This is a genomic window from Bradyrhizobium sp. BLXBL-01 (genome assembly GCF_051853025.1).
Lineage (GTDB): Bacteria > Pseudomonadota > Alphaproteobacteria > Rhizobiales > Xanthobacteraceae > Bradyrhizobium.
Genome location: NZ_CP182471.1, coordinates 6,459,618 through 6,485,183 on the forward strand (window position 1 = coordinate 6,459,618; position 25,566 = coordinate 6,485,183).

Consider the following 25,566-nt stretch of genomic DNA (forward strand, 5'->3'; position numbering starts at 1 on the left):
GGAGAGGGTTGGGGAGAGGGTATCTCCGCAATGGGACAGCCCCCAAGAGGACAGAGCCCTCATCCGCGCCTTCGGCGCGACCTCTCCCGCAAGCGGGAGAGGTTGGGACCGTCAGGCCGCCTCGGAGCCGCCGAGATAGGCGTCGCGGATGCGGGGATCGTCCTTCAACGCGCGCGCGGGGCCTGACAGCACGATCTTGCCCGTCTGCAGCACATAGGCCTCGTGCGCGATCTCGAGCGCGAGGCTGGCGTTCTGCTCGACCATGAAGACAGAGACGCCCTCCTGGTTGATGGTGCGGATCAGCTCCAGCACGCGGTCGACGTAGAGCGGCGACAGGCCCATGGTCGGCTCGTCCATCACGATCATGCGGGGACGGCTCATCAGCGCGCGCGCCATCGCCACCATCTGCTGCTCGCCGCCGGAGAGCGAGCCGGCGCGCTGCGACAGCCGCTGGCCGAGCTTCGGGAACAGCGTCAGCATCCTGTCGAGATCCTGCGCAATGGCGTCGCGATCGTTGCGCACGAAGGCGCCCATCAGGATGTTCTCGCGCACGCTCATGTCGGCGAACAGCCGCCGCGCCTCCGGCACCGAGGCAATGCCGCGGCGGACGATCTGCGGCGTGGAAAGCCCGATCAGCGAGGCGCCATCGAACGTCACCTCGCCCGAGCGCGGCTTTACCAGGCCCAGGATGATCTTCATCGTGGTCGACTTGCCGCTCGCGTTGCCGCCGAGCAGGCAGACGATGTGGCCGCGCGCGACCGTGATCGACAGGTCGAAATGCACCTGGGCCTGGCCGTAGAAGGTGTTGACGTTCGACAAAGCCAGCAGTGCTTCGGGAGCAGAGTTCGTCATGCCGCGCTCTCCTGCTCGGTCGTCCCAGATAGCCCGTGGCCGAGATAGGCCTCGATCACCTTGGGATCGGTTCGCACCTGTTCGCCCGGTCCTTCCGCGATCTTCTTGCCCTCGTCCATGACGATGACGCGGTCGGACAGGCGCATCACCATCTCCAGCTTGTGCTCGATCAGGAGGATGGTCAGCCCTTCGGCTTTCAATTCGGCGACGAGCGACTGCATCTCCGCGGTCTCGGTCGGGTTCATGCCGGCAGTGGGCTCGTCGAGCAGAAGGAGCCGCGGCTTCAGCGCGAGTGCGCGGGCGATCTCGATCCGGCGGCGGTTGGCGTAGGAGAGGCTATAGGCGGGCTGGTCGATGCGCGGCAGCAGCCGCTCGCCGAAACGGGCGAGAATGGCTTTCACCTCTTCGCGCAGCCGCTCTTCCTCCGCCTTGACGCTGGAAGGACGCAGCAAGGCCAGACCCAACTCCAGCAGCGGACCGATCACCGGCACGGCAGGCTTGACCGCGCGCAGCCGCGTGTGTGCGCCGATCAGGACGTTGTCCATGACGCTGAGATTGCCGAACACGCGGCCGAGCTGGAAGGTGCGCGCGATGCCCTCGGCCGCGAGCCGCTCCGGCGACAGGCCGGTGATGTCCTGGCCTTCGAAGCTCACGGTGCCGTCGTCGGGCCGGTCCAGCCCGGTCACGAGATTGAACAGCGTCGTCTTGCCGGCGCCGTTCGGGCCGATGATGCTGATCAGCTCGCCGCTGGCGAGATCGAGGTCGATGGCGTCGACCGCAGTGAGGCCGCCGAAGCGGCGCGTCAGCCCGCGCAGGGACAGCATGGGGTGAAGCTGCTCCGCCATCAGATCGTCCCCAGCAGGCCCTGCGGCCTGAACCGCACGAGCAGCAGCAGCACGATGCCGTAGATCAGGATGCGATACTCCGCCGCGATCCGGAACACCTCGGGCAGGCCGACCAGCGCGACCGACCCGACGATGGCGCCGACGACGTTGCCGAGGCCGCCGAGGATGACGACCGTCAGCGCCAGGATCGATTGCTGCGTGTTGAAGGTCTCGTGGTTGATGTAGGAATAAAGATGCGCGGCGATGCCGCCGCTGACGCCGGCGGCGAAGCCGCCGAAGATGAAGGCGAGCGACTTGTAGCGGTTCAGGCTGAGGCCGTAGGCGCGCGCGGCGATATCGTCGTCGCGGATGGCGCGAAAGCTGCGGCCGAGATGCGAGGTGAGCAGGCGTCCTTGCAGCAGCGCCAGCACGACCATCACGGCAAAACTGAACCAGTAGATGGACGATGGGCTGATCAGGTCATAGCCGAACAGCGTCAGCGGCGGGATGCCGGAGATGCCGATCGGGCCGCGCGTGACGCTCTCCCAGTTCAGGATCACCAGCGACACGATCTCGCCGATCGCGAGCGTCGCGATCGACACATAATGCCCGCGCAGGCGAAAGGACGGCGAGATCAAGAGCGTGCCGAGCGCAGCGCTCATCAGGCCGCCGCCGATGATGGCGAGGCCGGCCGGGACGTTGAGGGTCAGCGACAGCAACGCCGACGTGTAGGCGCCGATCGCGAGCAGCGCGGCATGCCCGAGCGAGACCTGGCCCATGGTGCCCGCAACCAGCGTGAGGCTGAGCGCGAGCATGCCGAGCAGCCAGGCATTGATCAGGGTCTGGAGCACGTAGAAGGACACCGGGAACAGCGGCAGCACCGCGAAGATCGCCGCTGCAACGGCCAACGCCCAGCGCGGAATGCGCAACGGGCGGCTCGGCGCGATGAAGGTGCCGGTGAGCGGCTCGGGCGGCGCCTGCCGGGGGCTGACGAACAGGCCGTTCGGCCGCAGCACCAGGACGACGACCAGCAGCAGGAAGGCGAACAGGTTGCGGTAGCTGGTGCCGAACACGGCAACGCCGTAGCTCTCGACGAGGCCCAGCAGCAAGCTGCCGATCACCGCGCCGGGCACGTTACCGGCGCCGCCGACCACTTCGGCAACGACGCCCTTCAGCGTCGCCTGCAGGCTCATCGCGGTGTCGATCTGGTTATAGTACATCCCGACCAGCATGCCGGAGACGCCGCCCAGCGCCGCCGCGATGCCGAAGACGGCCTGATTGACGCGGTTGACGTCGACGCCCATCTGCATCGCGGCGTCGCGGTCCTGCGACGCCGCGCGCACGGCCCAGCCGAGCTTGCTGTAGCGCAGGAACACGAACAGCAAGAGCGCGCTGGTGATGCCGACGCCGGCGATGAGCAGATCGAGCGGCCCGATCGTGCCGCCGCCGAGCTGGAAGCGCACATCGGGCAGCTGGCTCGGCAGCGCGCGCGGATTGGGCGAGAAGGTCAGCATCACCAATTGATCGAGCACGAAGCTGATGCCGATGGTCGCGAGCAGCGGCGCGATGCGCACCGAGTTCTGCAGCGGCCGCAGGCCGAACCGCTCGATGATCAGCCCGACCAGCGCGGCGGCCGCCGCCACCACGATGATGGTGAGCGGCAGCGGCGTATGCAGCTGCACCACCGCGACCCAGCCGATATAGGCGCCGACCAGATAGATCGAGCCTTGCGCGAAGTTGATGAGACGGCTGACGCCGAAGATGAGCGCCAGCCCGACCGCGACCAGGGCGTAGACATTGCCGATGATCAGCCCGTTGATCGTGTAGTCAAACCAGGAGGACACGCAGCGTTCCTAATGAGGGATGAAGCGGCCGGAGCGGTGCGCTCCGGCCATCAGGTCAGGTCGGCTTGCCGTCCCACAGCAAGAACTGGCCCTTGCGCACGACGAGCTCGGCGTTCATGGCGCCTTTGACGCGGCGGCTCTCGACGTCGAACGTCGCCTTTCCGAAGATGACGCTGGAGACGTCCTTCACCTTGGCGAAGGCATCGCGGATGGCGCGGCGGTCGGTGCCGCCGATCTTCACCACGGCAGCGGCCATGTTCATCGCGTCGTAGGAATAGGCGTTGAAGGCGTCGGGCTCCTGCCCGTTGTACTTGGCCTTGAAGCCGTCGATGAACTTCCTCACCTCGGGCCGCGGATCCTGCGGGAAATAGCGGGTGCCGAGATGGACGTCCTCGACCGCCTCGCCGCCGAGCTCCAGGAATTTCGGCGAGTACACCGAGCTTGCGGCGCAGATCGTCTGCTTCAGGCCGACCTGGCGGGCCTGGCGCGCGATCAGCGCACCGTCGGAATAATAGGAGATCAGGATCAGCCCGTCCGGGCTGGCGTCGCGCACGCGCACCAGGGTGGAGCGGAAGTCGCGCTCCTCGGCGATGTAGCCCTCGGTGACCGCGATCTCGGCGCCGTATTCCTTGGCCGCCTTGACGAAATGGTCGCGGCTGGTACGGCCCCAATCGGTGTTGAGGTGCAGCACCGCAAGCTTCTTCAGGCCGAGCCGCCTGACGGCGTAGGACGCCAGCAGCGGCTGCTCGTCGGCCTGGCTCACCGACGTGCTCCACATGAAGTCGCCGCCCTTGGTGAAGTCGGGGTGCGAATTGGTGAAGCCGAACTGCACGAGGCCGCCGCGCTGATAGATCGGCGAGGCCGCCATCGAGGCGGGGCTGGAGAAATCGCCGAGCTCCATGACGATGCGGGGATCGGAGACGAACTTCTGGGCGATCGCCACCGACTGGCGCGGATCGCTCTGGCTGTCCTCGAACTGGTAGGCGAGCTTGCGGCCGTTGATACCGCCGGCGGCGTGAATCTCGTCGAGCGCGAGATCAAAGCCCTGCTTCCACTGCGCGCCATATTGCGCGTTCGGTCCCGTGAGGAGGCCGCTGACGCCGAGCAGGATCGGCTCGGCGGATTGCGCAAAGGCGCTGCGCGAGAAGGCCGCGCCCGCCATCATGGCGGCGAGAGAGCCTTTGACCAGGGTACGACGATCGATGTTGCTCATGCACGGCTCCATCCATTTCAGTTGATAGTTTTTAGTTGATACGGCAGCAATTCTCGTGCCGGTGAGATTGCCTATTTCGAGGGCTCGCCGAGCGACAGCATCAGCCGGTTTGCCCAGTTGAAGAACGAGGCGCCGTTGATGACGTCGACGATCTCGGCATCGTCGAGACCGGCGCGGCGCAGCTCCGCGATATTGTCGGGCCCGAATGCGATCGGCGTGGCCGCCAGCGCCACCGAGGCCTTGACCACCGCATTCCAGCGCTCGCCGAGATCGGCGTTGACGCCTTCGTCGAGCAGGCTCTGCACGTCGTCGCGGCGCTTGGAATAGGTGCTGGCGAAGCGCGCATGCACGGAGGCGCAATAGATGCAGCCGTTGTAGCGCGAGGTGGCGGCGGCTGCGAGCTCGCGCTCGGCGCGCGGCAGGCCGTCGGCGACGTTGTAGAAGATGTCCTTGTCGGTCTTGGTGCGGGCCTCCAGCACTTCGGGATCGCGCACCAAGAGACGAAAGTATTCCGACTTGGCGCGGGCGCGGTCGACGAGGCCGGCATAGTGCCGCTCGGTCAGCTCGGCCTCGGGCAGCGAGTCGATCCACGAGACCCAGCCGAGCTCGTCCTGGGTGAAGACGACGGGCGGATTGACGGTGCTCATGATTGGGCCTCCTTACGCGCTTGCCGCGGCGAGCGTGCGCAAGCCGCTGACGACGCGCACCTGGAACGACAGGAACGCAACGAGCTGCGAGAACGTGACGATGCCGGTGTTCGACCAGCCGGCGGCCAGCAGCGCCTTCATGTCGGCGGATGCGGAATCGCGCGGGTGGAACACCAGGAGATGCGCGTGCTCAAGCGCCGCGACCAGCCGGGCGCCGAGAACAGGCTTGCGCTCCGCGCCGACGCGATAGACCAAGCCGGCCTTGTTCTCGATCGACAGCGGGCCGGCCGGATAGGCGCCGTATGGGCCCGAGGTCTTGCCGCGCTCGATCTCGGCCTTGATCGCATCAGACAGCGGCGCGCCATCCGCAGTCGCGGCAAGCTTGTCGCGATAGAAGGCGGCGACGGGGGATTCGCCATGCAGCCCGGTCACGAAGGCGGCGACCGCGGCGCGTTCGGCGAGCGAGAAATCGCCCGCGTCGATCGGCTCGAACAGCGAGAGATAGCTCTTCTGCGCATTCTCGCGCGCCTGCAGGCGGCGCGCGCGGATGGCATCCAGAGTGGAGCCGGGCTCGATCCCGGCGAGCGTGTCGATGATATCCTTCGGTGCCATCATTCAGCCTCGTGCAACGCGATTCCATTCATTCCGGCTAGCCTGCGAGGGCAACGTCCTTGGCGGCCGTCCGGGTCCAGCCCAGCGACGGCGCGACCTTGTCGGCGACGAGCTCGATCGAGCGCAGGACGTAAGGATGCGGCGCATCGACCGAATGCACCTGGAAGACGAGATCGGTCACCCGCTCCAGCGTGGCGTCGGTACGGAGCGAGGCGATGACGTGGTCGGCATCGCCGACATGGGTGTCGAACGCGGTGATCATCTCCTCCAGCGTCTCGCCCGGCGGAAGATGTCCGCCCTTCATGAATTGCGGTAGCGCGCGGCGCAGCCCGATGTCGGCGAGGCGCAGCGCCTCGCGATGGTCGTCGGCGACGAAGACGCTGCGCGAGGCCATGATGCGCGGCTCGCAGCCCGGCGGCAGCGCGGCGAGATAGGCGTCGATGATCGGGTTCTGGATCTCGGCGAGCGCCGCGTTCGGCGCGTCCTTGGCCCGTGGCTGGGTGCGCGACAGCAAGAGGCCATCACCCGCCTTGCCGGCCCGGGCACCGCCGGCGACGGAGAACGTCGCCTGCCAGATGCGCTTGTCCAGTTGCGGCCGTTGCGGATAGAGCGTGTCGCCGCCGTCGAGCGGCTTGCCGGTCAGGGCCTTGCGGACGATCTCCAGATTGCGGGCAAAGATCTCGTTGCGCTGGGCGCTGTCGAGGCCGAAGGCGGCGAAGGCGGACGGGTTGCCGCCGGTGCCGACGCCGAGCTCGAAGCGGCCGTTGCAGAGGAGATCGAGCACCGCGGCATCCTCCGCCACCCGCACCGCGTTCTCCAGCGGCAGGGTGACGATGCCGGTGCCGAGGCGGATGCGCGAGGTCTGGGCGGCGACGTAACCCAGGAAGGTGAAGGGCGACGGCAGGCCGCCCTCGCGCTCATGGAAATGATGCTGCGCGATCCATGCGGAATCGAGCCCGGCCTGCTCGGCGCGGACGATCTGCTCGGCGGCGAAGCGATAGCGGTCCGCCGCCGGCGCCTCGTCGAGCAGCCGCGTGAAGAAGCCCAGGCGTTTCAGGTTGGCAAAGCGTTTCATACGATCCCTGTCGGGCGAGGATGGGCCCCGATGATGTCGGTTGCCGCAGCTCCAGACAAGCGGGCATTGCGCAGGGCACGTACGCAAGATTTCTGCGCAAGGCTCATACGCAAGGCTCCTGCGCAAGGCTGCCCGCCGGATCGCCCTTGCCTGGACTCTGGGCGGGCAGTCTGCCTACCAGCTCGGCAGCACCGCGCCCTTGAACTTGGTCAGGACGAACTCCTTGACCTCAGGCGTGTGGTAGCTGTCCACGAGGATCTTGACCCAGGGCTTGCCCTTGTCGGCGCTGCGCACCGCGATCAGGTTGACATAGGGTCCCTTCGGGTCCTCGCGCAGGATCGGATCCTTGACCGGATCGAGGCCCGCCTGGGTTGCATAATTGGTGTTGATCGCGGCGGCGTCGACGTCGTCGAGCGCGCGCGGGGCCTGCGCCGCATCGACCTCGATGAACTTCAGCTTCTTGGGGTTCTCGGTGATGTCGAGCACCGTCGGCTTGAAGCCCGTGCCGTCCTTCAGCTTGATCACGCCTTTGTCGCGCAGCAACAGCAGCACGCGGCCGCCATTGGTCGGGTCGTTCGGGATCGAGACCTTGCCGCCCTCGGGGATATCGGCGAAAGCCTTGTGCTTCTTCGAATAGACGCCGATCGGGAAGTTCACGGTCAGGCCGACGGCTTCGATCTTGTAGCCGCGATCGGCCTTCTGGTTGTCCAGGTAAGGCTGGTTCTGAAACGAGTTGGCCTGGATCTCGCCGGCATCGAGCGCGGCGTTCGGCACCACGTAATCGGAGAATTCGAGCAGCTGGATGTCGAGGCCCTGCTTGGCGGCGATCGGCTTCACGGCTTCGAGGATCTGCGCATGCGGCCCCGGCGTCACGCCGATCTTGATGGTCTCGGCCGCAGCTGCGGCGGACCATGCGGCCAGCACGGCGGAGAGAATCAGGGGAAGGCGAAACGACATCTTGGTCTCCATGGGTCTTGCGGCAACGGAACCGTATTCCCTTTTCTGCGGTGCGAAATCAATGAAATGGAAATCCATATTGGCCGCGGGTCGAGGCCAGCCTTTCTCCATTCGGCCGCAAACGGGAAACGAATGCAGAGTGCGACAAAGTGCGCGCACGTCGTCCAGCGCGATCCGGGCCACTGCCGCTTGTGGCAGATTCCCGGATTACACTTTCGTTCCATGCGCACTGGGGCCTGCGCCCTTCTCTTTGACTCCACCACGCCCGACGTGCTGAGTTAGCGCGCACTGAGCCGGTGGCGACGAGGTGGGGATCCCGATGAACGAGAACGAAATTCGCAATCTGGTCGCGGAGGTGAAACAAGGCACGCTGTCGCGGCGCTCGTTCATCAGGACAATGGCCGCGGTCGGAATCGCAGCGCCAATCGCGAGCCAGATCCTGGTGTGGCACGACGTGGCGATGGCCGACGCCACGCTGCCGTACAAGCCGGCCAAGGCCGGCGGCGGCGGCACGCTCAAGATGCTGCTGTGGCAGGCGCCCACCCTGCTCAATCCGCATTTCGCGCTCGGCACCAAGGACCAGATCGCCTCGCGCATCTTCTTCGAGCCGCTCGCCGGCTGGGACAAGGAGGGCAACCTCATCCCCTGCCTCGCCGCCGAGGCTCCGACCAAGGCGAACGGCGGCCTTGCAGCCGACGGCATGAGCGTGATCTGGAAGCTGAAGCGGGGCGTGACCTGGCATGACGGCAAGCCCTTCACCGCCGACGACGTCGTCTTCACCTGGCAATACGCCGCGGATCTCGCCACCGCGGCCTACACCACGGGCTCCTACAAGGACATCAAGGTCGAGAAGATCGACGACCACACCGTCAAGGTGATCTTCCGGGCGCCGACGCCGTTCTGGGCCGATCCGTTCGTCGGCTCGGTCGGGATGATCCTGCCAAAGCATCATTTCGGCGACTATGTCGGCGCCAAGTCGCGCGAAGCGCCGGGCAATCTGAAGCCGGTCGGCACCGGCCCGTACAAATTCGTCGAGTTCAAGCCGGGCGACATGATCCGCGCCGAACGCAATCCCGACTACCACATCAAGAACCAGCCGCATTTCGACACGGTCGAGATCAAGGGCGGCGGCGACGCGGTGTCCGCGGCGCGCGCCGTGCTGCAGACCGGCGAATACGACTTTGCCTGGAACATGCAGGTGGAGGAGGAGGTCCTCAAGCGCATGGAGGCGGGCGGCAAGGGCAAGCTCGACATCGTGCCGTCCGGCAATGTCGAGTTCATCATCCTCAACACGACGGACCCCTGGACCGAGGTCGACGGCGAGCGTTCGAACGTCAAGACCAAGCACCCGACGCTGTCCGATCCCGCCGTTCGCCGCGCGATCAATCTTCTGATCGACCGCGATTCGATCCAGAAGTTCATCTATGGACGCGCCGCGATCGCGACGGCGAGCTTCGTCAACGCGCCCAAGCAGTTCAAGTCGCCGAAGCTCAAATACGAGTTCGACATCGACAAGGCCAACAAGATCCTCGACGAGGCCGGCTGGACCAGGGGCACGGACGGCATCCGCGAGAAGGACGGCAAGAAGCTCAAATACGTGTTCCAGACCTCGACCAATGCCCCGCGCCAGAAGACGCAGGCCATCATCAAGCAGGCGTGCCAGAAGGCCGGCATCGACATCGAGATCAAGGCGGTCACCGCCTCCGTGTTCTTCTCCTCCGACGTCGGCAATCCCGACACGTACTCGAAATTCTATGCCGACATGGAGATGTACAACACGACGCAGCCGCAGCCCGATCCGGAGCGCTTGCTGAACCAGTGCGTGTCCTGGGAGATCGCCACCAAGGACAACAAATGGCTCGGCCGCAACAATTCGCGCTATTCCGATCCCGAGGCAGACAAGGCCTACAAGGCCGCGCAGAACGAGCTCGATCCGGTCAAGCGCGCCGCGCTGCTGATGAAGGTCGACGAGATCTTCTGCGAGGCCCACGTGTTCCTGCCCCTGCTCTCGCGCCACGTCGTCAACGCCGGCGCCAACAATTTGATGATCGACATCTCCGGCTGGGACACCATCACGTGGAACCTGGCGGCGTGGTATCGGGTCTGAGGGGGCACCACGCATTTAAGGCTCTTTTGTCCCGGACAAGCTGCAACGCGCCAGCGTTGCAGCGCAGAGCCGGGACCCAGGAGCGACGCGGCCCGCTACGACATGGCCTCGGCTCCACAGCGCACCGTACACATCCGAGCAGCGGTGCCGTAGGGTGGGCAAAGGCGCACTTGCGCCGTGCCCACCACCTGTCCGAAACAGCCACAGGAGCGTGGGCACGCTGCGCTTTGCCCACCCTACGAGATCCGAGGGGGCTCGCGAGCGCAATTGTGGTTGCAGCGCAGCGCGGGCTTTTAGAACGTGACACCGAATCCCTTCCACTGTGTGCTCCAGATCACAGCGGAATCGTGCGCCATCGCCTACAAGGATCGGGCATGGCCGCAAACAAGGTAACGGCGGTACGCACGAGGCTGGGAAGACGATCAACAGCTGCGGACTTTGCAAAGCCGTCAGGGTGAAGAGCCCGGCGGCTTTTTCGTTTTGCTGGTTCGGAAGGATGGGTAGAGCGAAGCGAAACCCATCAATATGTTTCGAGCGCGGGTGCATGATGGGTTTCGCAAGGGCTCTACCCATCCTTACGCACTGGCTATGAAGCGCCCCCGCCCTTCTTCTCCTCGCGTTCATCTTCGATCTGACGTTCGGCTTCGAGCCAGAAGTCCAACTCCCGATTGCTGGGACGGCCGGCCTGCTCCCAGAGCTCATATGCGCGTGTGCGCACCTTGCCACGGCGCATCATGCGAAGCAGATTTCGTTTCAATTCCTCGGCGAAGCTCCTGAAGCGTTGTCCGGTGGTTTCGTCCTTGACGAGCGAGGCCGCTCGCGTTGCGAGTTCGATCTGGTGCTCTAGCTTCTTCTGCTCGTCCACCGCCGAAACTGCCGTGGGTAAGGAACGTTGTCGGAGCCGTGCAGACACTAAATTCGCTTCCCGGATGGTCCGTTCCTTCAGGTGTTGCGCTTTCGGAAATGACCAGCTGCGCAGCATCGCTTGAACCGGCGCAGCCGGCGCCGCTAATGCCACGTCGTGTCGGCTTCGACGATCACCACTCTGATTTCAGGGTCCTCAGTCGTGTTGCAGGTGCACGGCATGCCCTCGCCGCAGCGGCAGCCGCCGAGCTTCTCGCTCCAGACCCGGAGCGGGTGGTTTTCGCAGACCCATCCGAGACCCTGGCAGAATGGGCAGGTCTTGTTGGTCACAGCGTATCCGGCGTCCGCAGCGTGTTCGACTTGTCCTCGTTGCGCAGCTCCTGCTCCGCCGCGTGCCAAAATTCCTCCTCGCGCCCTTCGGGCTTGCCCGCCTGCTCCCACAATTGGTGCGCGCGTTCTCTGATCTCTTGCTCGGTCGGCTCGGACAATTGCACCTCCTGCTTGGAAGCACGGCCCCACCCTGGGGGGTATGGGGGGCTTAGAGGCGGGGCCGTGCAGGCCAGCGATCGGCGGCGAGGCTGGCCCGCGGAGTCAAGCTTCTACCATGTGCAAGGGTTCCTCCGCGTCTGACCGCGTCGGACGGAACCCGCTCCGCCCCGCCGGCTGGGCATGGGGCCGACGATCAGCGCGGCCGCTCCTCCTCGCCGTGCTGCCGCAGGAGGTCGAGCAGGCGCCTGCGCATGATCATGCCCGGCCGATCGGACGGCATGTGCATCTCGATCTTGCGGCCCATGTCGACGATGGCATCGGGGTCGGTCGATTCCAGCATGTCGCGATCTTCGGCGATGATCGCGGCGTCCCAATCGATCAGCTCCTGCGTCGAGCAATCAGCCTCGCGGTCATTGCGGAACAGCAGCTGAACCACCTGGATCTGGCCGTCCGATATCGGCGTCGCGCAATTGAAAATGATGTGCCGGATCCCGGACGGATATTCCATGTCGAGACGCCGGCAGAACGGCATGTACCATTTGTTGCGCTGATGCCGCCGCGTCGTCGGCTCTTTCGTCCCGGTGATCCTGTAGGCGCCCGGCGGATTGCGGACCGTGATGATGGTCTCCGCATCGAAGCCGGCTTCGGTCTCGACGATCTCGTATTTCTCCGGCTTGGGTTGATTGATGTCGCCGAAGGTGCCCTTGTGAACGAAGGCGAAGTGGGCGTTGTCGAACGAGTTTTCCATCAGCCGAAGCGCCGCCGTATTCCACTTGTCGTAGAACTGGTTGATGCGGCGATAGCCGGGCGTGCCGTCCTCGGGAATTTCGGGGATCTCGGCCAGGGGCTCCTCGAGCGCGACCCAGACATAACCGTAGCGGGCCTCGGCACGGAACGAGCGCGCCTTGGCGTCCGGTACCGGCTGCTCGAACGGAAACTGCGGAATCATCACCAGCTTGCCGTCGCGGTCGTACTCCCAGCCGTGATAGCCGCAGACGATGTTGCCGTTGTTGCACCAGCCCTTCGACAGCTTCGCGGTCCGATGGCAGCAACGGTCCTCGAGCGCGGCGGGCTGGCCCTCGGCATCGAGGAACAGCACGATCGGCTCGCCCAGCAGCGTGAAGGGTTTTGGTCCATCCTCGAGGTGATCGAGCGGCATCAGCGCGTACCAGAACCGGCGCAGCACCGGCTGTTTCGTGCTCAGCATGATGATCCTTTCGCGATCACGCGGCCAGGCGCGTGACCACGCGCGCGGCATCCGATTTGAGCTTTTGCAGGTCGAGGCCGGGAATGGCGCCATCTGTGACGACGATGCGGCCGCCGACCAGGAGAGAGCGGAGCTTCGCCGAGCCGCCGCAGGTGACGGGTGCGATCAGGGGATCGTGCATGCCGAAATGCCTGACGTCATCGAGCTTGAAGATGGCAATGTCGGCCTGCTGCCCAGGCGCCAGCGTGCCGACGTGAGGCATGCCGAGCACGCGCGCGCCGCCCGCGGTCGCCCAGTGCACGATATCCTCGGCGGTCACGGCGGCCGCCCCCTTCACGGCGCGATGGGTGTGCCAGGCGCTGTGCATTTCGCAGAGCATGTCGGCGGCCTCGTTGGAGGCTGCCCCGTCCACGCCGAGCGAAACCGCGCCGCCGAGCCGCGCCATCGCGTCGGCGGGCGCGACACCGGAGCCGAGGCGGCAATTGGATTGCGGGCAATGCGCCATGCCGGTGCCGGTGCTCGCGAGAATCCGCACCTCGTCGTCGTCGAGATGCACGAGGTGCGCGAACCAGACGTCCTCGCCCAGCCAGCCGTGATCGGCCAGCCAATGCACCGGACGCTTGCCGTGCACCGACAGGCAGAAATCGACATAGTCGGCGGTCTCGGACAAATGACTGTGCAGCCGCACGCCCATGCGGCGCGCCGCGGCAATGACCTCGCGCAGCTCGCCGGGATCGAGCGACCAGGTCGGCGTGGTCGGCGCCAGTGCAACGCGCGACAGACCGCTCGGCGAGGCATCGTGGAAGCGCTGCGCGCAGGCCTCGACCGACTGCAACATGCGATCGAGCGTTTCGACCGGCATCGCCGCAAACCTGTCGGTCTCGACATGGCGCGCCGTGGTGCCGCCGCCGCGGCAGAACACCAGGCGGATGCCGAGGCTGCGCGCCACCTCGAAGATCACCTGCGCCGGGTCGAAGCCGAACGTGTCGCTGAAGAGGTAATGATGGTCGGCGACCGTGGTCGTTCCCGACAGCAGCAGCTCGGCGAGCCCGATCCGGGCCGCGACCGCAAGCGCCTCCTCGTCGAATTTCGACCAGAACCTGTAGGGCACGGCGCGCAGCCAGCCGGCCAGCGGCAGGTCGATGCCGGACCGGACGCCCTTCAGCACACTCTGGAACAGGTGGTGATGGGTCGAGACCAGGCCGGGATAGATCACCCCGCCTTGGGCATCGAGGCGCTGCTCGCCCGGCTCATGCTCCAGTGCGCCGATCTCGACGATGATTCCGTCACGGATACGGATCTGCCCGGCGCTCCGCATCGCGGCTCCGGGCAGGCCGGTGAAGATGCCGGCGGCATTGTCGATCAGCATCGCGGTCATGCTTCGGCCCTGGTCTCGCTGTCGTGCCAATCCGACAATGCCCATTGCGACAACGCGACCATGGCTGCGAACAGCAGCACCCCGGTCAAGGTGATCAGGAACAGCGCGGCGAACATGCGGGGAATATCGAGCGAGAATCCGGCGTCGAGAATCTCGTAGGCGAGCCCCGAGGAGCGGCCGCCGGTGCCCGCCACGAACTCCGCGACCACCGCGCCGATCAAGGCGAGACCGCTCGAAATCCGCAGGCCGCCGAAGAAATACGGCAGCGCTCCCGGGATGCGCAGCTTCACCAGCGTCTTGAAACGGCTGGCACGATTCATCCGGAAGAAATTCGCAAGCCCCGGGTCGACGCTGCGCAGGCCCAACGTCGTGTTGGAGATGATGGGAAACAGCGCCACCAGGGTTGCGCAGATGGTCAGCGACAGCTGCGTGTTCTTCACCAGGATGATGATGAGAGGCGCGATCGCGACGACGGGCGTGACCTGGAGCAGCACAGCATAGGGAAACAGGCTGATCTCGATCGCCCGGCTCTGCACGAACATGAAGGCGATCAGCGTGCCCAGAATGACGGCTGCGACGAAGGCCTGCAAGGTGACGCGCAAGGTCACGAGGAGTGCGCGCAGGAGCGAGGGCCCGTTCTGCAGGAGGCTCGCGAAGATGTCCGTCGGCTTCGGAAACAGATAGACGGGAACAGAGGCGAGCCGGAAGCCGATCTCCCAGACCGCGAACAGGATGATGCCCACCGCGATCGGGGCGGCGATCCGCACGAAGGCTTCGGATTCGAACAACGGCTTCATGATCCGCCTCCGCCGGCTGATTGCAGCGATGCCTCGGCAAGCCAGGTCGACAATTCGCGGCAATAAGCCGCGAATTTCGGGCTGTCGCGGAAACCCTGGTCGCGCGGCTGCGGCTCGTCGATGGTCATGACGCGAAAGATGCGGCCGGGATTCGCCGCCATCACGACGATCCTGGTCGAGAGGAACACGGCCTCGTAGATCGAATGCGTCACGAAGACCGTCGTCAGCTTGCGCTCCCACGACAGATTGACGAGGTCGTCGTCCAGCTTGTTGCGCGTGAACTCGTCGAGGGCGCCGAACGGCTCGTCCATCAGCAGAAGATTGGGATCGGTGACCAGGGCGCGCGCGATTGAGACACGCATCTTCATGCCGCCGGACAGCTGCCGCGGGAAGTGCCGGTTGAACTTGGAGAGGCCGACCCGCGCAATGGCGTCGGCGACCTTCGGATCCGCGGTGGCCCGCGGCATGTTGCCGAACTCCAGCGGCAAGCGGACGTTGGCCTCGACCCGAGCCCAGGGCATCAAGGTCGGCTCCTGGAAGACGAAGGCAAGACGCCGCCCCTCCTGCCCCACTTGCGCGAAATCGCCGCGCCACCACAGCAGCCGGCCGTCGGACGGCTCGATGAGATTGGCGATCAGCTTGAGCAGCGTGCTCTTGCCGCATCCGGACGGCCCAATCAGGGTGAGGAATTCGCCGTCGGCGATGGACAGATCGATCGGCGCCAATCCGCGCGCGCCGTTGGCAAACACCTTCTCGGCCGAGAGGACCTCGACGGCGGGCGCGCCATCGGCTGCGGCCGTGGCTTGCTTCACCACCGGGGCGAGCGGTTCAACGGGCGACAACATCCTCATGTCGGCTCCTCAATTGACGCCGATTTTGAGATTCTTGACGAAACGATCGTCGAAGGCCTTGTGCCAGTCGACCTTTGGGCCGAGCAGCCCGTTCGTGACCAGGAAATCGTAGGTCTTCTCGTAACGCTCAGCCGTGATGATCCCGATGCCGAGCTTTGCTGCATCGCCACCGTCGATGGCCTTCATCGCCCTCAATCTCTCGATCGCGAAGGCGAGCTGCCCGTCCGTCATCTTGGGGTTGGCTGCCTTGATCAAGGCATTGGCCGGCTCCGGGTTCTTCAGATAGTCGCGCCACCCTTCGAGCGAAGCCTTGACGAACCGCGAGACGAGATCTGGCTTGTCCGCGATCATCTTCTCGGTCGTGACGATGGTCGAGCCGTAGGGCGGATAGCCGCCGTCGGCGAGCGGGAAGAACTTGACTTTCACGTTCTGCTGCTCGGCCTGATAGGGCTCCGACGACGGATAGGCCTGCTGCGCCACCGTGTTGTCGGCGAAGAAGGGCTGCAGGTTGAAGGTGTAGGGACGGATCTGGTCGTCGGTGAAGCCGTACTTGGCGCGCAGCCAGGGCCAGAAGGTCGTGCGCGACGATCCCCCGATCAGGATCGGCCGGCCCTTGAGCGCAGCGAGATCCGCCACATCGTCGTGCGTCATGATCCCCTGGAGGTCGAACTGAAACGACGAAGCGACCGTCACCAGCGGCAGGTTCTGCTCGCGGCCCTTGAGGACCTGGATGTCGTAACCCATCATGAAATCGGTATCGCCGGCCAGCAGGAGCTGCGAGCCGTTCACCTGCGGACCGCCCATCTTGATGGTGACGTCGATTCCGGCCTTGTCATAGAGCCCGGTGGCTTTGGCCTGGTAGAAGCCGCCGTGCTCGGCCTGCGCGAACCAGCTGGTCAGGAATGTCACCTTGTCGGCAGCCTGGGCCGTGCCGAGGGAGGCGGCCAGGGCTGCGCTCGCCAACAGGCCGGCTGCGATCGTTCGGGACAGATTCTTCATGGCCATGCTGGTTGCCCTTCTGCAGCTCGCCGGACCAGCCGGCGAGCACTGCGCTGCGAGACTTTCCGAGCGTGAGGATGCATGGGTCGGCTGTCACCTCAAAGCATTTAGATTCGAGCCATCCGTTGCCTTTCCGGCAACGCCGATTTGCTATGCAAGCGGGCTGGTGTGATGCAGATGGAGCAGGCGTCATGACCGCTTTCGCCTCGTCCGGCCCCCGCCCGATGAGCCAACCGAACAAGGGCTTGGCAGAAAGGGAACGAAGGTTCCGCGTGCGCTGACGCCCCGCAGCCATGCCGTTTTCGTGGGCGATCCGCCACGGAAAATTGGGCATTCGGCTCGCTGCAAGCATGATGCACTCCGGGGGCCGGTGACACCGCGCGGCTAGAGCCGGGCCATCTGTCGCCGCAGCTTTGCAAGAAAGCGGCTGCGCTTCTCCGCGGTGGCGACGTTCATGTGATAGAGCGCGTAATAGCGCACGCGCGCCTTGCCGCCGGTGAACCACGGCAAATATCGCTTGATGATCTTGCGCGGCGGATCGGCCATGCCGATCGCCTGCCAGCGCGGCCGACCGTAGGTGGCGATGCCCACGATGCGTCCGATGTGCTGCAACATCGGCCTCGCATGGGCGGGATCGGACAGATCGAGCGCGATGCCGGGACCGAACATGCGATCAAACCAGCCTTTGAGCATCGCCGGCGGCCCGAATGACCAGGTGGGAAACTGTACGACGAGCGCGTTTGCCGCCAGCAGGCGCGCAGCGTAAGCCTCGTTGTTGCGCCGGTTCAGCACGGGATCGTGGTAGTCGCGGCGGAGCTCGGCATTCAGGACGGGGTCGAATCCCTCGGCGTAGAGATCGAGCAGATCGATCGTATGGCCGGCCTCGGAGAGGCCTGCCAGCGCTTCGCTGCGAATGGCCGCGTGGAAGCTATCGGCGAGCGGATGGCAATACACGTAGAGCACGTGCACTGCTCATCGCCTCGCGCTCACGAAGCTGCGCATCTTGCCGGGATTGAGCAGACCGTGCGGATCGGCTTCATGCTTGAAGCCAAGCTGATCGGCATCGGCGCGCTTGTACCGGCTGCCGTCCTCGACCGTGTAGACATGCGGGTTGGCGATGAAGACGCCGCGCTCCTCGTGCAGCCGCATGATCTCGTTCAGTCGATCGGCATTGGTGTAACGGATCACGGGCAGGCTGCTGCAGGTGACGCGGCCACCGAAGCGGATGAATTCGAGGTGCTGCAGCACCTCGTCCGGAAACAGCTCCCGCATCTCGGCAACCTTCTCCAGCACGCGGTCATGCGGATAGAGACACTGCAGATACGTCACGGAACGATCGCTCTTCAGCACCTGCAGCGTGGTGTGGTTCCAGCAATATTCGTAGAGCGGGACGCGGCTGGGGCTCTCGTCCGTCGGGGTCTCCAGCGTGATCGTGCCGCGACCGCCGAGCAGCGACTTGAAGCTGTCGAGAGAGGGCTCGGCGATCATCGCCATGAGCACGCTCTTTCCCTCCGGGCAGGACGGCTTCAGCGCCCCGAAATAGGACGGCAGCGGCCAGGTGATCGGCGAGAGCACCTTCTTCACGATGCCGTCGGCGAGGGCTGCTTCGTAGCCGAACCTTGCCGCCTCCATGAAATCGTCGAAGGCCACCACGACGTCGATCCATTTCCAGGCGGGCGCGAGCGGCATTTCGAGCGCCGTGATGATGCCGGTCGTGCCATAGGCACGGTTGACCTTCTGCGCCGCATCGCCGCGCAACTCGATCACGCGCGGCTCCTCCTCGACCGTGACGACGCGCGCAGCCAGGATGTTCCCGGGCTCCCGCAGGCCGCCATAGGCGATGGAGCCGATACCGCCCGATCCACCCGCGACGAAGCCGCCGATCGTCGCCATGCGCTTCGTGGACGGATGCATCCGTAGCTCCCATCCCTGCGCCTGCGCGGCCGCATCGATGATGTGCATCTTGGCGCCGGCCCCGACGCGCGTCGCGCCCGGCCTGATCCACTCGATGTTCTCGAGCCCGGAGATGTCCAGCAGCACGCCGCCCTGCAGCGGCACGGCCTGGCCGTAGTTGCCGGTGCCGCCGCCACGCACGGTGATCGGCACCCGATGTCGCGCGCAGACGGATGCGATCCGGATCACGTCGCGTTCGTCGCGCGGCAACGCGATCAGGTCGGCCGACTTGCCGTCGAGCTGCGCGTTGAGGATGGGGCTGTACCAGAAGAAGTCGCGCGAGCGCCGGCGCACGACCTTCTCCTCGGTCACCACCGGAACGTCGCCGAGATCGGCGATCAGCCGGTCCAACGCATCGGATGCGAGATCAGTCACCATTGGCCCCCTTCGATGCCCGATGCACGAGCTCCGCCGCGACCGCTTCGGATCCGACGACGAAGCCGAAGCACTGGTTGACGTTGTAGATGGTCGCGGCCATGCAGTAATCGGGCGAGGTCGTGGCCGCGCAATCCTCCAGGAGCAGGCAGTCATAACCGCGGAAGTTCGCGTCCTGCAGCGTGCAGAGCACGCATTGATCGGCGTTGACCCCCGCGAACATCAAGGTGTTCACGCCGAGATTGCGAAGAATGCTGTCGAGCTCGCTATCCTGGAAGCCCGACATCCGGTACTTGGCGACGTGGATGTCCGTCGGCTCCGTCGCAAGCTCATCGACGATGGCCGCCGACCAGCTGCCCCGCTCCAGCACTTTCGCGCCCGAGCCCGGCAGCGCGTCACCGAGGCCGACGCCGGCGCCGTTCGGATTGTACACATGCAGCAGCGACGGGCTGAGATTGAGCCGGTCGGGCCGGTTGCCCCAGTTCAGCCAGACGATCGGCACGTCGCAGCTGCGCAGCAGCGGCAGCAACCGCCTTAGCGGCGCGATCGGTCGCCGCGCCGGCGCGACGTCCACGCCGATATGCGCCAGCCAGCCGCTCGGATGGCAGAAGTCGTTCTGCATGTCGACGACGACGAGCGCGGTGCGCGCGAGGTCGAACGTGATGAGCTTGCCCATGGCCTGGACCGTCGCCGGCCGCGGCAGAACCGGCTGGCGCACCAGATCGGCCCTCCCCTCAGCGACCATCCAGCGATTGGCGCGGCTCGAACCGAGCGGCAGCAGGCCTTCGTTCACAGCAGGATCGGATGACATGACGCCCATCGCCTAGAGCCCTTGCAGGACGCGCATGTCCTCGGCGTCGAGCGCGACCGGCTCACCGCTGCGGATCAGCTCGGAAAATCCTTCGTTGGGCGTCATCACCGTGAGCGTGTAGAGCTTGCCCGGCCCGGTGTTCTCGATGACGTGCTCGGAGCCCGGGTGCAACAGAAGCGAGTCGCCCTTCTTGATCGGCAGGGTCTTGCCGTCACAGCGGGCAACACCGACGCCGTGCAGCACGTGAAAGAATTCATGCGCCACGGCGTGCTCGTTGGGCGGTGTCGCGCCGCCGGGCTGGAAGATTTCGATGACGAAGATGTTGCCGATCCGATCGGTCACCTGGTCGAACAGGACCGCGAAATAATTGGTGTCCTTCGGCGCGATGCGGAAGACCTTCGCATGGCTGAGATCGGCGACGCTGAACGACATGGGATCATTTTCCTCGAACGATGCGCAACTCTCGTCGGTGACCGATGTCGCACGCCGAGGCATCGCCTCAAAGCGCTTTGATTCGACAGACCCGTTGCCTTTTCGGCAACGAGCCACCATCCTGCGGACATTGATCGGGGCCCAGGACATGCTTCACAGCCGATTGTTGAACTACATCGACGAGGTTGCCCGCACGGGCTCGATCCGCAAGGCGGCGGACCGTCTCAACGTCGCGGCGTCCGCGATCAGCCGCCAGATTCTCGCGCTCGAAACCCAGCTGGGGACGCCGATCTTCCAGCGCCTTCCGAAGAAGCTGATCCTGACCGCCGCAGGGGAAGTCTTGATCGGGCATGTCCGCCAGACGCTCAAGGAGCTGGCCCGCACCCAGGTCAAGATCGAGGAATTGAAGGGCCTGCGCCGCGGCGAAATCACCTTGGCGATGATGAGCGGCCTCGCCTCCAACCTCGTCCCAAACAAGGTGAAGGAGTTTCGCGCGGCCAATCCGCGCGTCAAGCTCAACCTGACGCTCTTCAATACGGGAGCGGAAATTCAGGTTGCGGTCGCCAGCGGCGAGGCCGATCTCGGCATCGGGTTCGATTTCGGCAAGGACAGTAATCTGAAGGTGCTCGCGCGCGCCGTCGGCCGGCTCGGTGCCGTCATGACGCCGAACCATCCATTGGCGAAGCGAAGCAACGTCCGGCTCAGCGACTGCATCGACTACCCGCTCGTCATCGCCGACGCCACGAGTGCGATCCGCCCTTATCTGGAGGCGGCGTTCGCGCGGGTCGCAATCGACCTGCAGCCGGCGATCGAGACCAATTCGATCGAGATCATGCGGCACGCGGTCATTCTGAACGATGGCATCTCCTTCCTCACCCCGTTCGATGTGGAATCCGAGCGGCGTGCCGGGCGGCTGAGCTACGTTCCCGTTCGCGAGCTCGCGCAGGACGCGCAGGCGCTGATGCTGGTCGGCCATGTCCGGGGCACCAGCGCGATCGCCAGCGTGCTTGCGGAGATGCTGAAGGCAATGATCCGCGAGGTCGCCAGCTGAACCGAGCGGCAGACGAGATCGTCGCCTCGGTCGTCAGGGCGTTGCCGAAACGGCAACACAACAGACGAAATTAAGCACTTTTCATGCTTGTGCGGATGCCCAACAATGATTGGCAGGCCGACGGGCGAGCAAGCCTCGCCGGATTCGTCCGCCAATCCGGGCCAATGCAACCGACAAGACAATCGACAAGGCAAGCGAGATGAAACTGAAGTCGCATTGGTGGTGGGACCTGTCGACCGAGGATTTCCGTCAGCTGGACATGAGCAGGATCGTCGCCGTGCTGCCGGTCGGCGCCGTCGAGCAGCACGGGCCGCATCTGCCGGTTCGGGTCGATACGGCGATCGTCGAGGGCATCATCCGCCACGCGGTTGCGCAGATGGCCGACGATTTTCCGGCCCTCGTCCTGCCGACGATGTCGATCGGCAAGTCGAACGAGCATTCCGCCTTTCCCGGCACGCTGACGCTCTCGGCGGAAACCCTCGGCCGCGTCTGGTACGAGGTCTGCGAGAGCGTGCACCGGGCCGGGGTCCGCAAGGTCGTCTTCGTCAACGCGCATGGCGGCCAGCCGCAGGTCATGGAGATCGTATGCCGCGAGCTCCGCGTCAGGCTGGGCATGCTGGCCGTCTCCTCGCAATGGTCGCGCTTCACGGACCTCTCGGACCTTTTCAGCGCGGCCGAACGCAAGCATGGAATCCATGCCGGAGAGATCGAGACCAGCGTGATGCTCCATCTGCATCCAGGTCTCGTCGACATGGCATCGGCGGAGGACTTCAGGTCGTTGTCCCAGGCTCTGGAGACCGAGTGCGAGATCCTGATGCCGGAAGGCCCGGTCGGGTTCGGCTGGCAGATGCAGGACATCAATCCTAAGGGAGCCTGCGGCAACGCCGCGCTCGCCGATGCCGAGCGTGGCCGCGCCGCCGTCGAACGCGCGGCGGGCCGCTTGATCAAGCTGATCGCCGAGGTCGAGCGCTATCCGCTATCGCGGATTCGGCCAGACCCCGTCTCCTCGGCCGCGAGATGAGCGCTGGAGCGGTGAGAAGCTCGAACAGGTTCAGACCCATGAATTCACTGCGATGAAGTTTCAGCAGATGTCAGCGAAGTCTTTGCGATTGCCCGTGCTGCCGCCCGAAGTCGAGACCATGACGCTGAAGGACGGCACGCGGCTCGATGCCGACGTCTACCGTCCGGCGGTACCGGGGCCCTATCCGGTTCTGCTTCAGCGCCAGGCCTATAGCAGGCGCATCGCCTGCAGCATCTGCTACGCGCATCCGTCCTGGTACGCCTCACACGGCTATATCGTCGTGGTGCAGGACGTCAGGGGACGCGGCACTTCGGAAGGGATATTCCGCCCAGGTGAAACCGAGATCGAGGACGGCGCCGAAGCGGTCGAATGGGCGGCGCGTCTCGATGGCGCGAACGGCGAGGTCGGCATGTACGGCTTCTCCTATCAAGCCTACAACCAGCTGCTCGCCGCGGCGGGAGACTGCCCGTCGCTGAAGGCCCTCGCGCCGGCGATGGGACCGTGGCATCCCGCGCATTGGGCCTATGAGAACGGCGCCCTGCAGATGAAGCACATGATCGGCTGGGGCATCCAGATCACCGCGGAGGCGGCACGTCGTGCCGGTGATGACGAAGCCTTCAGCGCGCTGCAGGCCGCCGGGACCAACCTGCCGCTCAGCGGCCCGATCGCGGCAATGCCGCAGCTGCTGCAAAAATACCGGCATTATTCGCACGTCATGGACTGGCTCGAAACGCCGCCGGATTCGCCGTACTGGGACCGCATTTCACCCTTGGCACATCTGGATGCCATTCGTGCCCGCCATCTGCCGATGCTGTTCGTCGGTGGCTGGTTCGATCCTTTCCTGCCGGCTACGGTCGAGTCCTTTCGGGCCGTCGCAGGCAGCTGCGACCACACCAGGCTCATCGTCGGCCCCTGGATCCATTTTCCGTGGACACGGAAAGTGGGCGCGGTCGACTTCGGCCGGGAGGCGGAGCGCAACGTCGACATCGATCACATCCGGTTCTTCGACCGCATCCTCAAGCGGGCGTCAGGGCCGGCGGAAGACCGACCGATCGAGCTGTTCGACATGGGTTTGAAGACATGGCGGCAGCATCAGGATCTGCCTGAGAGCACGCAGGCACTGTTCCTTGGCGGCACGGGACGGGCATCGCTGGACGTGCAGGACGGCACGCTCGGTGTTCGGCCGAGCCAAGAGGAGGATGTCGAGCACATCGTGCATGATCCCTGGCGTCCTGCGCCGACGGTCGGCGGCTATTACGGCGCTCCGACCGGACCCGTCGACCGCCGGGCGGCCGATGAACGCGGCGACGTCGTGACCTTCACGACCCGAGCTCTGGAAGACGCCATCGAGGTGGTCGGCGAGCCCGAAGTCGAGCTCGAGCTGAGTTGCGACCGCCCGAGCTTCGATCTTTGCTGCATTCTTTCGCTCATCACGTCCGACGAAAGGGTTCTTCAGATCTCGAGCGGATATGCGCATTACCGCACCGCGATGACAGGCCGATACAAGCTGAAGCTGGCCACCACGTGCGTGACGCTGAGGAAGGGCGAGCGGCTGCGCCTCTCCATCGCGGGGGCCGACTATCCGGCCTATCCCGTCAACCCAGGAACGGGCGAAGATCCGGTGAGCACCCCAAGGACCCATGCCGTCGTGACCACGATTGCGGTCTGGCACGGCCCGTCCCGGCCGTCACAGCTCCGGCTGCCTGTCGGGCCCGGGCCTGAGATCAGGCCAGGCTAGCTCCGCCGGCGGAGCGAGTGACAGATACCCGGGGCCGGCTTAGCGCGGCTTGAGCAGTTCGCGCGCGACGATCAGCTTCTGCACCTCGGTCGCACCTTCATAGATTCGAAGGGCGCGGACCTCGCGATACAGGCTCTCCACGATTTCGCCCTTGCGCACGCCGCGACCGCCGAACATCTGCACGGCGCGATCGACAACCTGCTGGGCGGTCTCGGTGGCCGCCAGCTTCGCCATCGCAGCTTCACGCGTTGTGGGAAGCTTCTGGACGTCGCGACGCCAGGCGGCGCGGTAGGTCAGCAGCGCCGCGGCGTCGGTTTCGGTCGCCATGTCTCCGAGCGCGGCCTGGGTGAGCTGCAGATCCGCCAGCGTCGCCCCGAACATGCGGCGCGTTTGTGCGTGCAGTCGCGCCTCCTCCAGCGCACGTCGGGCAAAGCCCAAGGCGGCTGCAGCAACCGAAGCCCGGAAGATGTCGAGGGTCTGCATCGCGATCTTGAAGCCGCCACCGGGCGCTCCCAATCGCCGGCTGTTCGGAATGCGGCAATTGTCCAGGCGCAGCGTCGCCAGCGGATGCGGCGCGACGATGTCGATGCGCTCGGCCACGCTGAAGCCGGGGTCGTCCGGAAACACGACGAACGCCGAGATGCCGCGCGCGCCGGGCGCCTCGCCGGTTCGGGCAAACAGCGTGTAGACGTCGGCGATGCCGCCGTTGGAGATCCAGGTCTTCTCGCCGTTCAGAACATAGCTGTCGCCGTCTTCGCGCGCCGCGCAGGTCATGGCCGCCACGTCGGAGCCAGCCCCCTGCTCCGAAAGCGCGAACGCGGCCAGCCATTCGCCCGAACGGACTTTCGGCAGCACGGCGTGTCGCAGCTCCGACGAGCCCGCAAGCGCAATGGCGCCGGATCCCAGGCCCTGCATCGCAAAGGCGAAGTCGGCAAGGCCATCGGCATAGGCCAGCGTCTCACGCGACAGGCAGATCGAGCGGGAATCGATGCTGGTCACGTCGCCGTCCGGCGCCGCGACCGCGCAATCGAGCAGCCCCGCGGCACCGAGCGCCCGCACGAGCTTGCGGCAGGCGCCGTCGATGTCGCGGTGATCGACGGCCTGAACACCACCCTGTGCGACGAAACGATCGAGCGCGTCGCAGGTCACACGATGATGCGGCTCGAAGAACGGCCAGTCCAGCCAGTCGCGGGAGATTGTCTGTGCCGGTGAGTTCATCGGTCGCTCCGCAAGGTCGGGGGCCCGCCGGACCCGGCATGCTCTCTGCCGCACCAGCGACCGCCCAAGCCGTCCGCACCATCAATTATTTCAAGTATAAACTATTTCCCTGGCCGGGGCCGTTGTCAAGTCGTCAGGCGCGGACCATATTCGAACACCTCTTCGTTGCGTCAGGACTAGCGAAGAAAAGCTGACGGTTCCGCCACATCAGGACCAGTCCTGATCCTGTCACGCCTTGAATTTAGTTTTGG

The 25,566-nt window shown here is 65.4% G+C and carries 25 protein-coding genes; 4 read left to right on the forward strand and 21 right to left on the reverse strand.

The features are described from left to right. Positions 1-111: 111 nt before the first annotated feature. From ACNJYA_RS30050 to ACNJYA_RS30085, 8 genes are all read right to left on the reverse strand, one after another. Positions 112-852 (reverse strand): ABC transporter ATP-binding protein, encoded by a 741-nt coding sequence (locus ACNJYA_RS30050; RefSeq protein WP_172786977.1) that lies wholly within the window; start codon positions 850-852, stop codon positions 112-114. Further along, entirely contained in the window at positions 849-1,697 is an 849-nt protein-coding gene (locus ACNJYA_RS30055; protein ID WP_439401171.1) for an ABC transporter ATP-binding protein, read from the reverse strand. The genes ACNJYA_RS30050 and ACNJYA_RS30055 overlap by 4 nt, the downstream gene beginning before the upstream one ends. Then, a complete protein-coding gene (locus ACNJYA_RS30060) occupies positions 1,697-3,520 on the reverse strand; it encodes an ABC transporter permease (protein WP_172786979.1) in 1,824 nt (607 codons plus the stop codon). The genes ACNJYA_RS30055 and ACNJYA_RS30060 overlap by 1 nt, the downstream gene beginning before the upstream one ends. A gap of 55 nt (positions 3,521-3,575) precedes the next feature. Next, complete coding sequence (locus tag ACNJYA_RS30065) at positions 3,576-4,733, reverse strand: ABC transporter substrate-binding protein (RefSeq protein WP_439401172.1); 1,158 nt, start codon at positions 4,731-4,733, stop codon at positions 3,576-3,578. Between the two features lie 71 nt (positions 4,734-4,804). Beyond that, complete coding sequence (locus ACNJYA_RS30070; protein ID WP_439401173.1) at positions 4,805-5,380, reverse strand: alkylhydroperoxidase domain protein; 576 nt, start codon at positions 5,378-5,380, stop codon at positions 4,805-4,807. A 12-nt stretch (positions 5,381-5,392) separates the two neighbouring features. Further along, entirely contained in the window at positions 5,393-5,992 is a 600-nt protein-coding gene (locus ACNJYA_RS30075; protein ID WP_439403488.1) for a CMD domain protein, read from the reverse strand. 37 nt (positions 5,993-6,029) lie between these two features. After that, positions 6,030-7,067 carry a putative FMN-dependent luciferase-like monooxygenase gene (locus ACNJYA_RS30080; RefSeq protein WP_439401174.1) on the reverse strand — a complete coding sequence of 346 codons (1,038 nt, stop codon included), beginning with the start codon at positions 7,065-7,067 and terminating at the stop codon, positions 6,030-6,032. Positions 7,068-7,241: 174 nt separating this feature from the next. Then, positions 7,242-8,036, reverse strand: a complete 795-nt coding sequence (locus ACNJYA_RS30085) for a MetQ/NlpA family ABC transporter substrate-binding protein (RefSeq protein ID WP_439401175.1) — start codon at positions 8,034-8,036, stop codon at positions 7,242-7,244. Between the two features lie 307 nt (positions 8,037-8,343). On the opposite strand from ACNJYA_RS30085, the gene ACNJYA_RS30090 reads away from it, so the two are divergent. Beyond that, a complete protein-coding gene (locus tag ACNJYA_RS30090) occupies positions 8,344-10,131 on the forward strand; it encodes a peptide ABC transporter substrate-binding protein (RefSeq protein WP_439401176.1) in 1,788 nt (595 codons plus the stop codon). A 586-nt stretch (positions 10,132-10,717) separates the two neighbouring features. Here the strand turns inward: ACNJYA_RS30090 and ACNJYA_RS30095 are convergent. From ACNJYA_RS30095 to ACNJYA_RS30150, 12 genes are all read right to left on the reverse strand, one after another. Next, entirely contained in the window at positions 10,718-11,113 is a 396-nt protein-coding gene (locus tag ACNJYA_RS30095) for a DUF2934 domain-containing protein (protein WP_439364155.1), read from the reverse strand. 26 nt (positions 11,114-11,139) lie between these two features. Continuing rightward, positions 11,140-11,325: a hypothetical protein gene (locus ACNJYA_RS30100; protein ID WP_212254414.1), complete on the reverse strand. Its 186-nt coding sequence runs from the start codon at positions 11,323-11,325 to the stop codon at positions 11,140-11,142. Next, positions 11,322-11,483: a DUF2934 domain-containing protein gene (locus tag ACNJYA_RS30105; RefSeq protein ID WP_081493716.1), complete on the reverse strand. Its 162-nt coding sequence runs from the start codon at positions 11,481-11,483 to the stop codon at positions 11,322-11,324. Before ACNJYA_RS30105 ends, ACNJYA_RS30100 begins: the two co-directional genes overlap by 4 nt. Positions 11,484-11,677: 194 nt before the next feature. Next, entirely contained in the window at positions 11,678-12,691 is a 1,014-nt protein-coding gene (locus tag ACNJYA_RS30110; protein ID WP_212254413.1) for an aromatic ring-hydroxylating dioxygenase subunit alpha, read from the reverse strand. Positions 12,692-12,707: 16 nt separating this feature from the next. Continuing rightward, entirely contained in the window at positions 12,708-14,069 is a 1,362-nt protein-coding gene (locus ACNJYA_RS30115) for an amidohydrolase family protein (RefSeq protein WP_439364156.1), read from the reverse strand. Continuing rightward, complete coding sequence (locus ACNJYA_RS30120) at positions 14,066-14,866, reverse strand: ABC transporter permease (RefSeq protein ID WP_212254411.1); 801 nt, start codon at positions 14,864-14,866, stop codon at positions 14,066-14,068. Before ACNJYA_RS30120 ends, ACNJYA_RS30115 begins: the two co-directional genes overlap by 4 nt. Beyond that, entirely contained in the window at positions 14,863-15,717 is an 855-nt protein-coding gene (locus ACNJYA_RS30125; RefSeq protein WP_439364157.1) for an ABC transporter ATP-binding protein, read from the reverse strand. The genes ACNJYA_RS30120 and ACNJYA_RS30125 overlap by 4 nt, the downstream gene beginning before the upstream one ends. Before the next feature lie 9 nt (positions 15,718-15,726). Beyond that, complete coding sequence (locus ACNJYA_RS30130) at positions 15,727-16,722, reverse strand: ABC transporter substrate-binding protein (protein ID WP_212254410.1); 996 nt, start codon at positions 16,720-16,722, stop codon at positions 15,727-15,729. Positions 16,723-17,100: 378 nt separating this feature from the next. After that, positions 17,101-17,679 (reverse strand): NAD(P)H-dependent oxidoreductase, encoded by a 579-nt coding sequence (locus ACNJYA_RS30135; RefSeq protein ID WP_433996046.1) that lies wholly within the window; start codon positions 17,677-17,679, stop codon positions 17,101-17,103. Positions 17,680-17,688: 9 nt separating this feature from the next. After that, positions 17,689-19,047: an FAD-binding oxidoreductase gene (locus ACNJYA_RS30140; RefSeq protein WP_212254408.1), complete on the reverse strand. Its 1,359-nt coding sequence runs from the start codon at positions 19,045-19,047 to the stop codon at positions 17,689-17,691. Next, positions 19,037-19,855, reverse strand: a complete 819-nt coding sequence (locus tag ACNJYA_RS30145; RefSeq protein ID WP_246570594.1) for a cysteine hydrolase family protein — start codon at positions 19,853-19,855, stop codon at positions 19,037-19,039. The genes ACNJYA_RS30140 and ACNJYA_RS30145 overlap by 11 nt, the downstream gene beginning before the upstream one ends. 12 nt (positions 19,856-19,867) lie before the next feature. Then, complete coding sequence (locus ACNJYA_RS30150) at positions 19,868-20,287, reverse strand: cupin domain-containing protein (RefSeq protein ID WP_212254406.1); 420 nt, start codon at positions 20,285-20,287, stop codon at positions 19,868-19,870. Positions 20,288-20,435: 148 nt separating this feature from the next. Here ACNJYA_RS30150 and ACNJYA_RS30155 point away from each other — a divergent pair, with 148 nt between their 5' ends. The 3 genes from ACNJYA_RS30155 to ACNJYA_RS30165 all read left to right on the forward strand — a co-directional run bounded on the left by ACNJYA_RS30155 (position 20,436) and on the right by ACNJYA_RS30165 (position 24,097). Beyond that, positions 20,436-21,338: a LysR family transcriptional regulator gene (locus ACNJYA_RS30155; protein WP_439401177.1), complete on the forward strand. Its 903-nt coding sequence runs from the start codon at positions 20,436-20,438 to the stop codon at positions 21,336-21,338. A 199-nt stretch (positions 21,339-21,537) separates the two neighbouring features. After that, on the forward strand, positions 21,538-22,359 hold the full coding sequence (locus ACNJYA_RS30160) for a creatininase family protein (RefSeq protein WP_212254404.1): 822 nt from the start codon (positions 21,538-21,540) through the stop codon (positions 22,357-22,359). A gap of 67 nt (positions 22,360-22,426) precedes the next feature. Next, the gene (locus ACNJYA_RS30165; RefSeq protein WP_439401178.1) at positions 22,427-24,097 is read left to right on the forward strand and encodes a CocE/NonD family hydrolase; all 1,671 of its coding nucleotides are present in this window, start codon (positions 22,427-22,429) and stop codon (positions 24,095-24,097) included. A gap of 39 nt (positions 24,098-24,136) precedes the next feature. Here the strand turns inward: ACNJYA_RS30165 and ACNJYA_RS30170 are convergent, their stop codons facing one another. Beyond that, on the reverse strand, positions 24,137-25,315 hold the full coding sequence (locus tag ACNJYA_RS30170) for an acyl-CoA dehydrogenase family protein (RefSeq protein WP_212254402.1): 1,179 nt from the start codon (positions 25,313-25,315) through the stop codon (positions 24,137-24,139). Positions 25,316-25,566: the final 251 nt, after the last annotated feature.

Coding starts and splice junctions, on each gene's coding strand:
- ACNJYA_RS30085 (WP_439401175.1), bottom strand. CDS start 8,036: ATGGAGACCAAGATGTCGTTTCGCCTTCCCCTGATTCTCTCCGCCGTG.
- ACNJYA_RS30145 (WP_246570594.1), bottom strand. CDS start 19,855: ATGTCATCCGATCCTGCTGTGAACGAAGGCCTGCTGCCGCTCGGTTCG.
- ACNJYA_RS30070 (WP_439401173.1), bottom strand. CDS start 5,380: ATGAGCACCGTCAATCCGCCCGTCGTCTTCACCCAGGACGAGCTCGGC.
- ACNJYA_RS30075 (WP_439403488.1), bottom strand. CDS start 5,992: ATGGCACCGAAGGATATCATCGACACGCTCGCCGGGATCGAGCCCGGC.
- ACNJYA_RS30115 (WP_439364156.1), bottom strand. CDS start 14,069: ATGACCGCGATGCTGATCGACAATGCCGCCGGCATCTTCACCGGCCTG.
- ACNJYA_RS30140 (WP_212254408.1), bottom strand. CDS start 19,047: ATGGTGACTGATCTCGCATCCGATGCGTTGGACCGGCTGATCGCCGAT.
- ACNJYA_RS30130 (WP_212254410.1), bottom strand. CDS start 16,722: ATGGCCATGAAGAATCTGTCCCGAACGATCGCAGCCGGCCTGTTGGCG.
- ACNJYA_RS30095 (WP_439364155.1), bottom strand. CDS start 11,113: ATGCTGCGCAGCTGGTCATTTCCGAAAGCGCAACACCTGAAGGAACGG.
- ACNJYA_RS30120 (WP_212254411.1), bottom strand. CDS start 14,866: ATGAAGCCGTTGTTCGAATCCGAAGCCTTCGTGCGGATCGCCGCCCCG.
- ACNJYA_RS30065 (WP_439401172.1), bottom strand. CDS start 4,733: ATGAGCAACATCGATCGTCGTACCCTGGTCAAAGGCTCTCTCGCCGCC.
- ACNJYA_RS30125 (WP_439364157.1), bottom strand. CDS start 15,717: ATGAGGATGTTGTCGCCCGTTGAACCGCTCGCCCCGGTGGTGAAGCAA.
- ACNJYA_RS30150 (WP_212254406.1), bottom strand. CDS start 20,287: ATGTCGTTCAGCGTCGCCGATCTCAGCCATGCGAAGGTCTTCCGCATC.
- ACNJYA_RS30090 (WP_439401176.1), top strand. CDS start 8,344: ATGAACGAGAACGAAATTCGCAATCTGGTCGCGGAGGTGAAACAAGGC.
- ACNJYA_RS30160 (WP_212254404.1), top strand. CDS start 21,538: ATGAAACTGAAGTCGCATTGGTGGTGGGACCTGTCGACCGAGGATTTC.
- ACNJYA_RS30155 (WP_439401177.1), top strand. CDS start 20,436: ATGCTTCACAGCCGATTGTTGAACTACATCGACGAGGTTGCCCGCACG.
- ACNJYA_RS30050 (WP_172786977.1), bottom strand. CDS start 852: ATGACGAACTCTGCTCCCGAAGCACTGCTGGCTTTGTCGAACGTCAAC.
- ACNJYA_RS30110 (WP_212254413.1), bottom strand. CDS start 12,691: ATGCTGAGCACGAAACAGCCGGTGCTGCGCCGGTTCTGGTACGCGCTG.
- ACNJYA_RS30170 (WP_212254402.1), bottom strand. CDS start 25,315: ATGAACTCACCGGCACAGACAATCTCCCGCGACTGGCTGGACTGGCCG.
- ACNJYA_RS30165 (WP_439401178.1), top strand. CDS start 22,427: ATGTCAGCGAAGTCTTTGCGATTGCCCGTGCTGCCGCCCGAAGTCGAG.
- ACNJYA_RS30080 (WP_439401174.1), bottom strand. CDS start 7,067: ATGAAACGCTTTGCCAACCTGAAACGCCTGGGCTTCTTCACGCGGCTG.
- ACNJYA_RS30055 (WP_439401171.1), bottom strand. CDS start 1,697: ATGGCGGAGCAGCTTCACCCCATGCTGTCCCTGCGCGGGCTGACGCGC.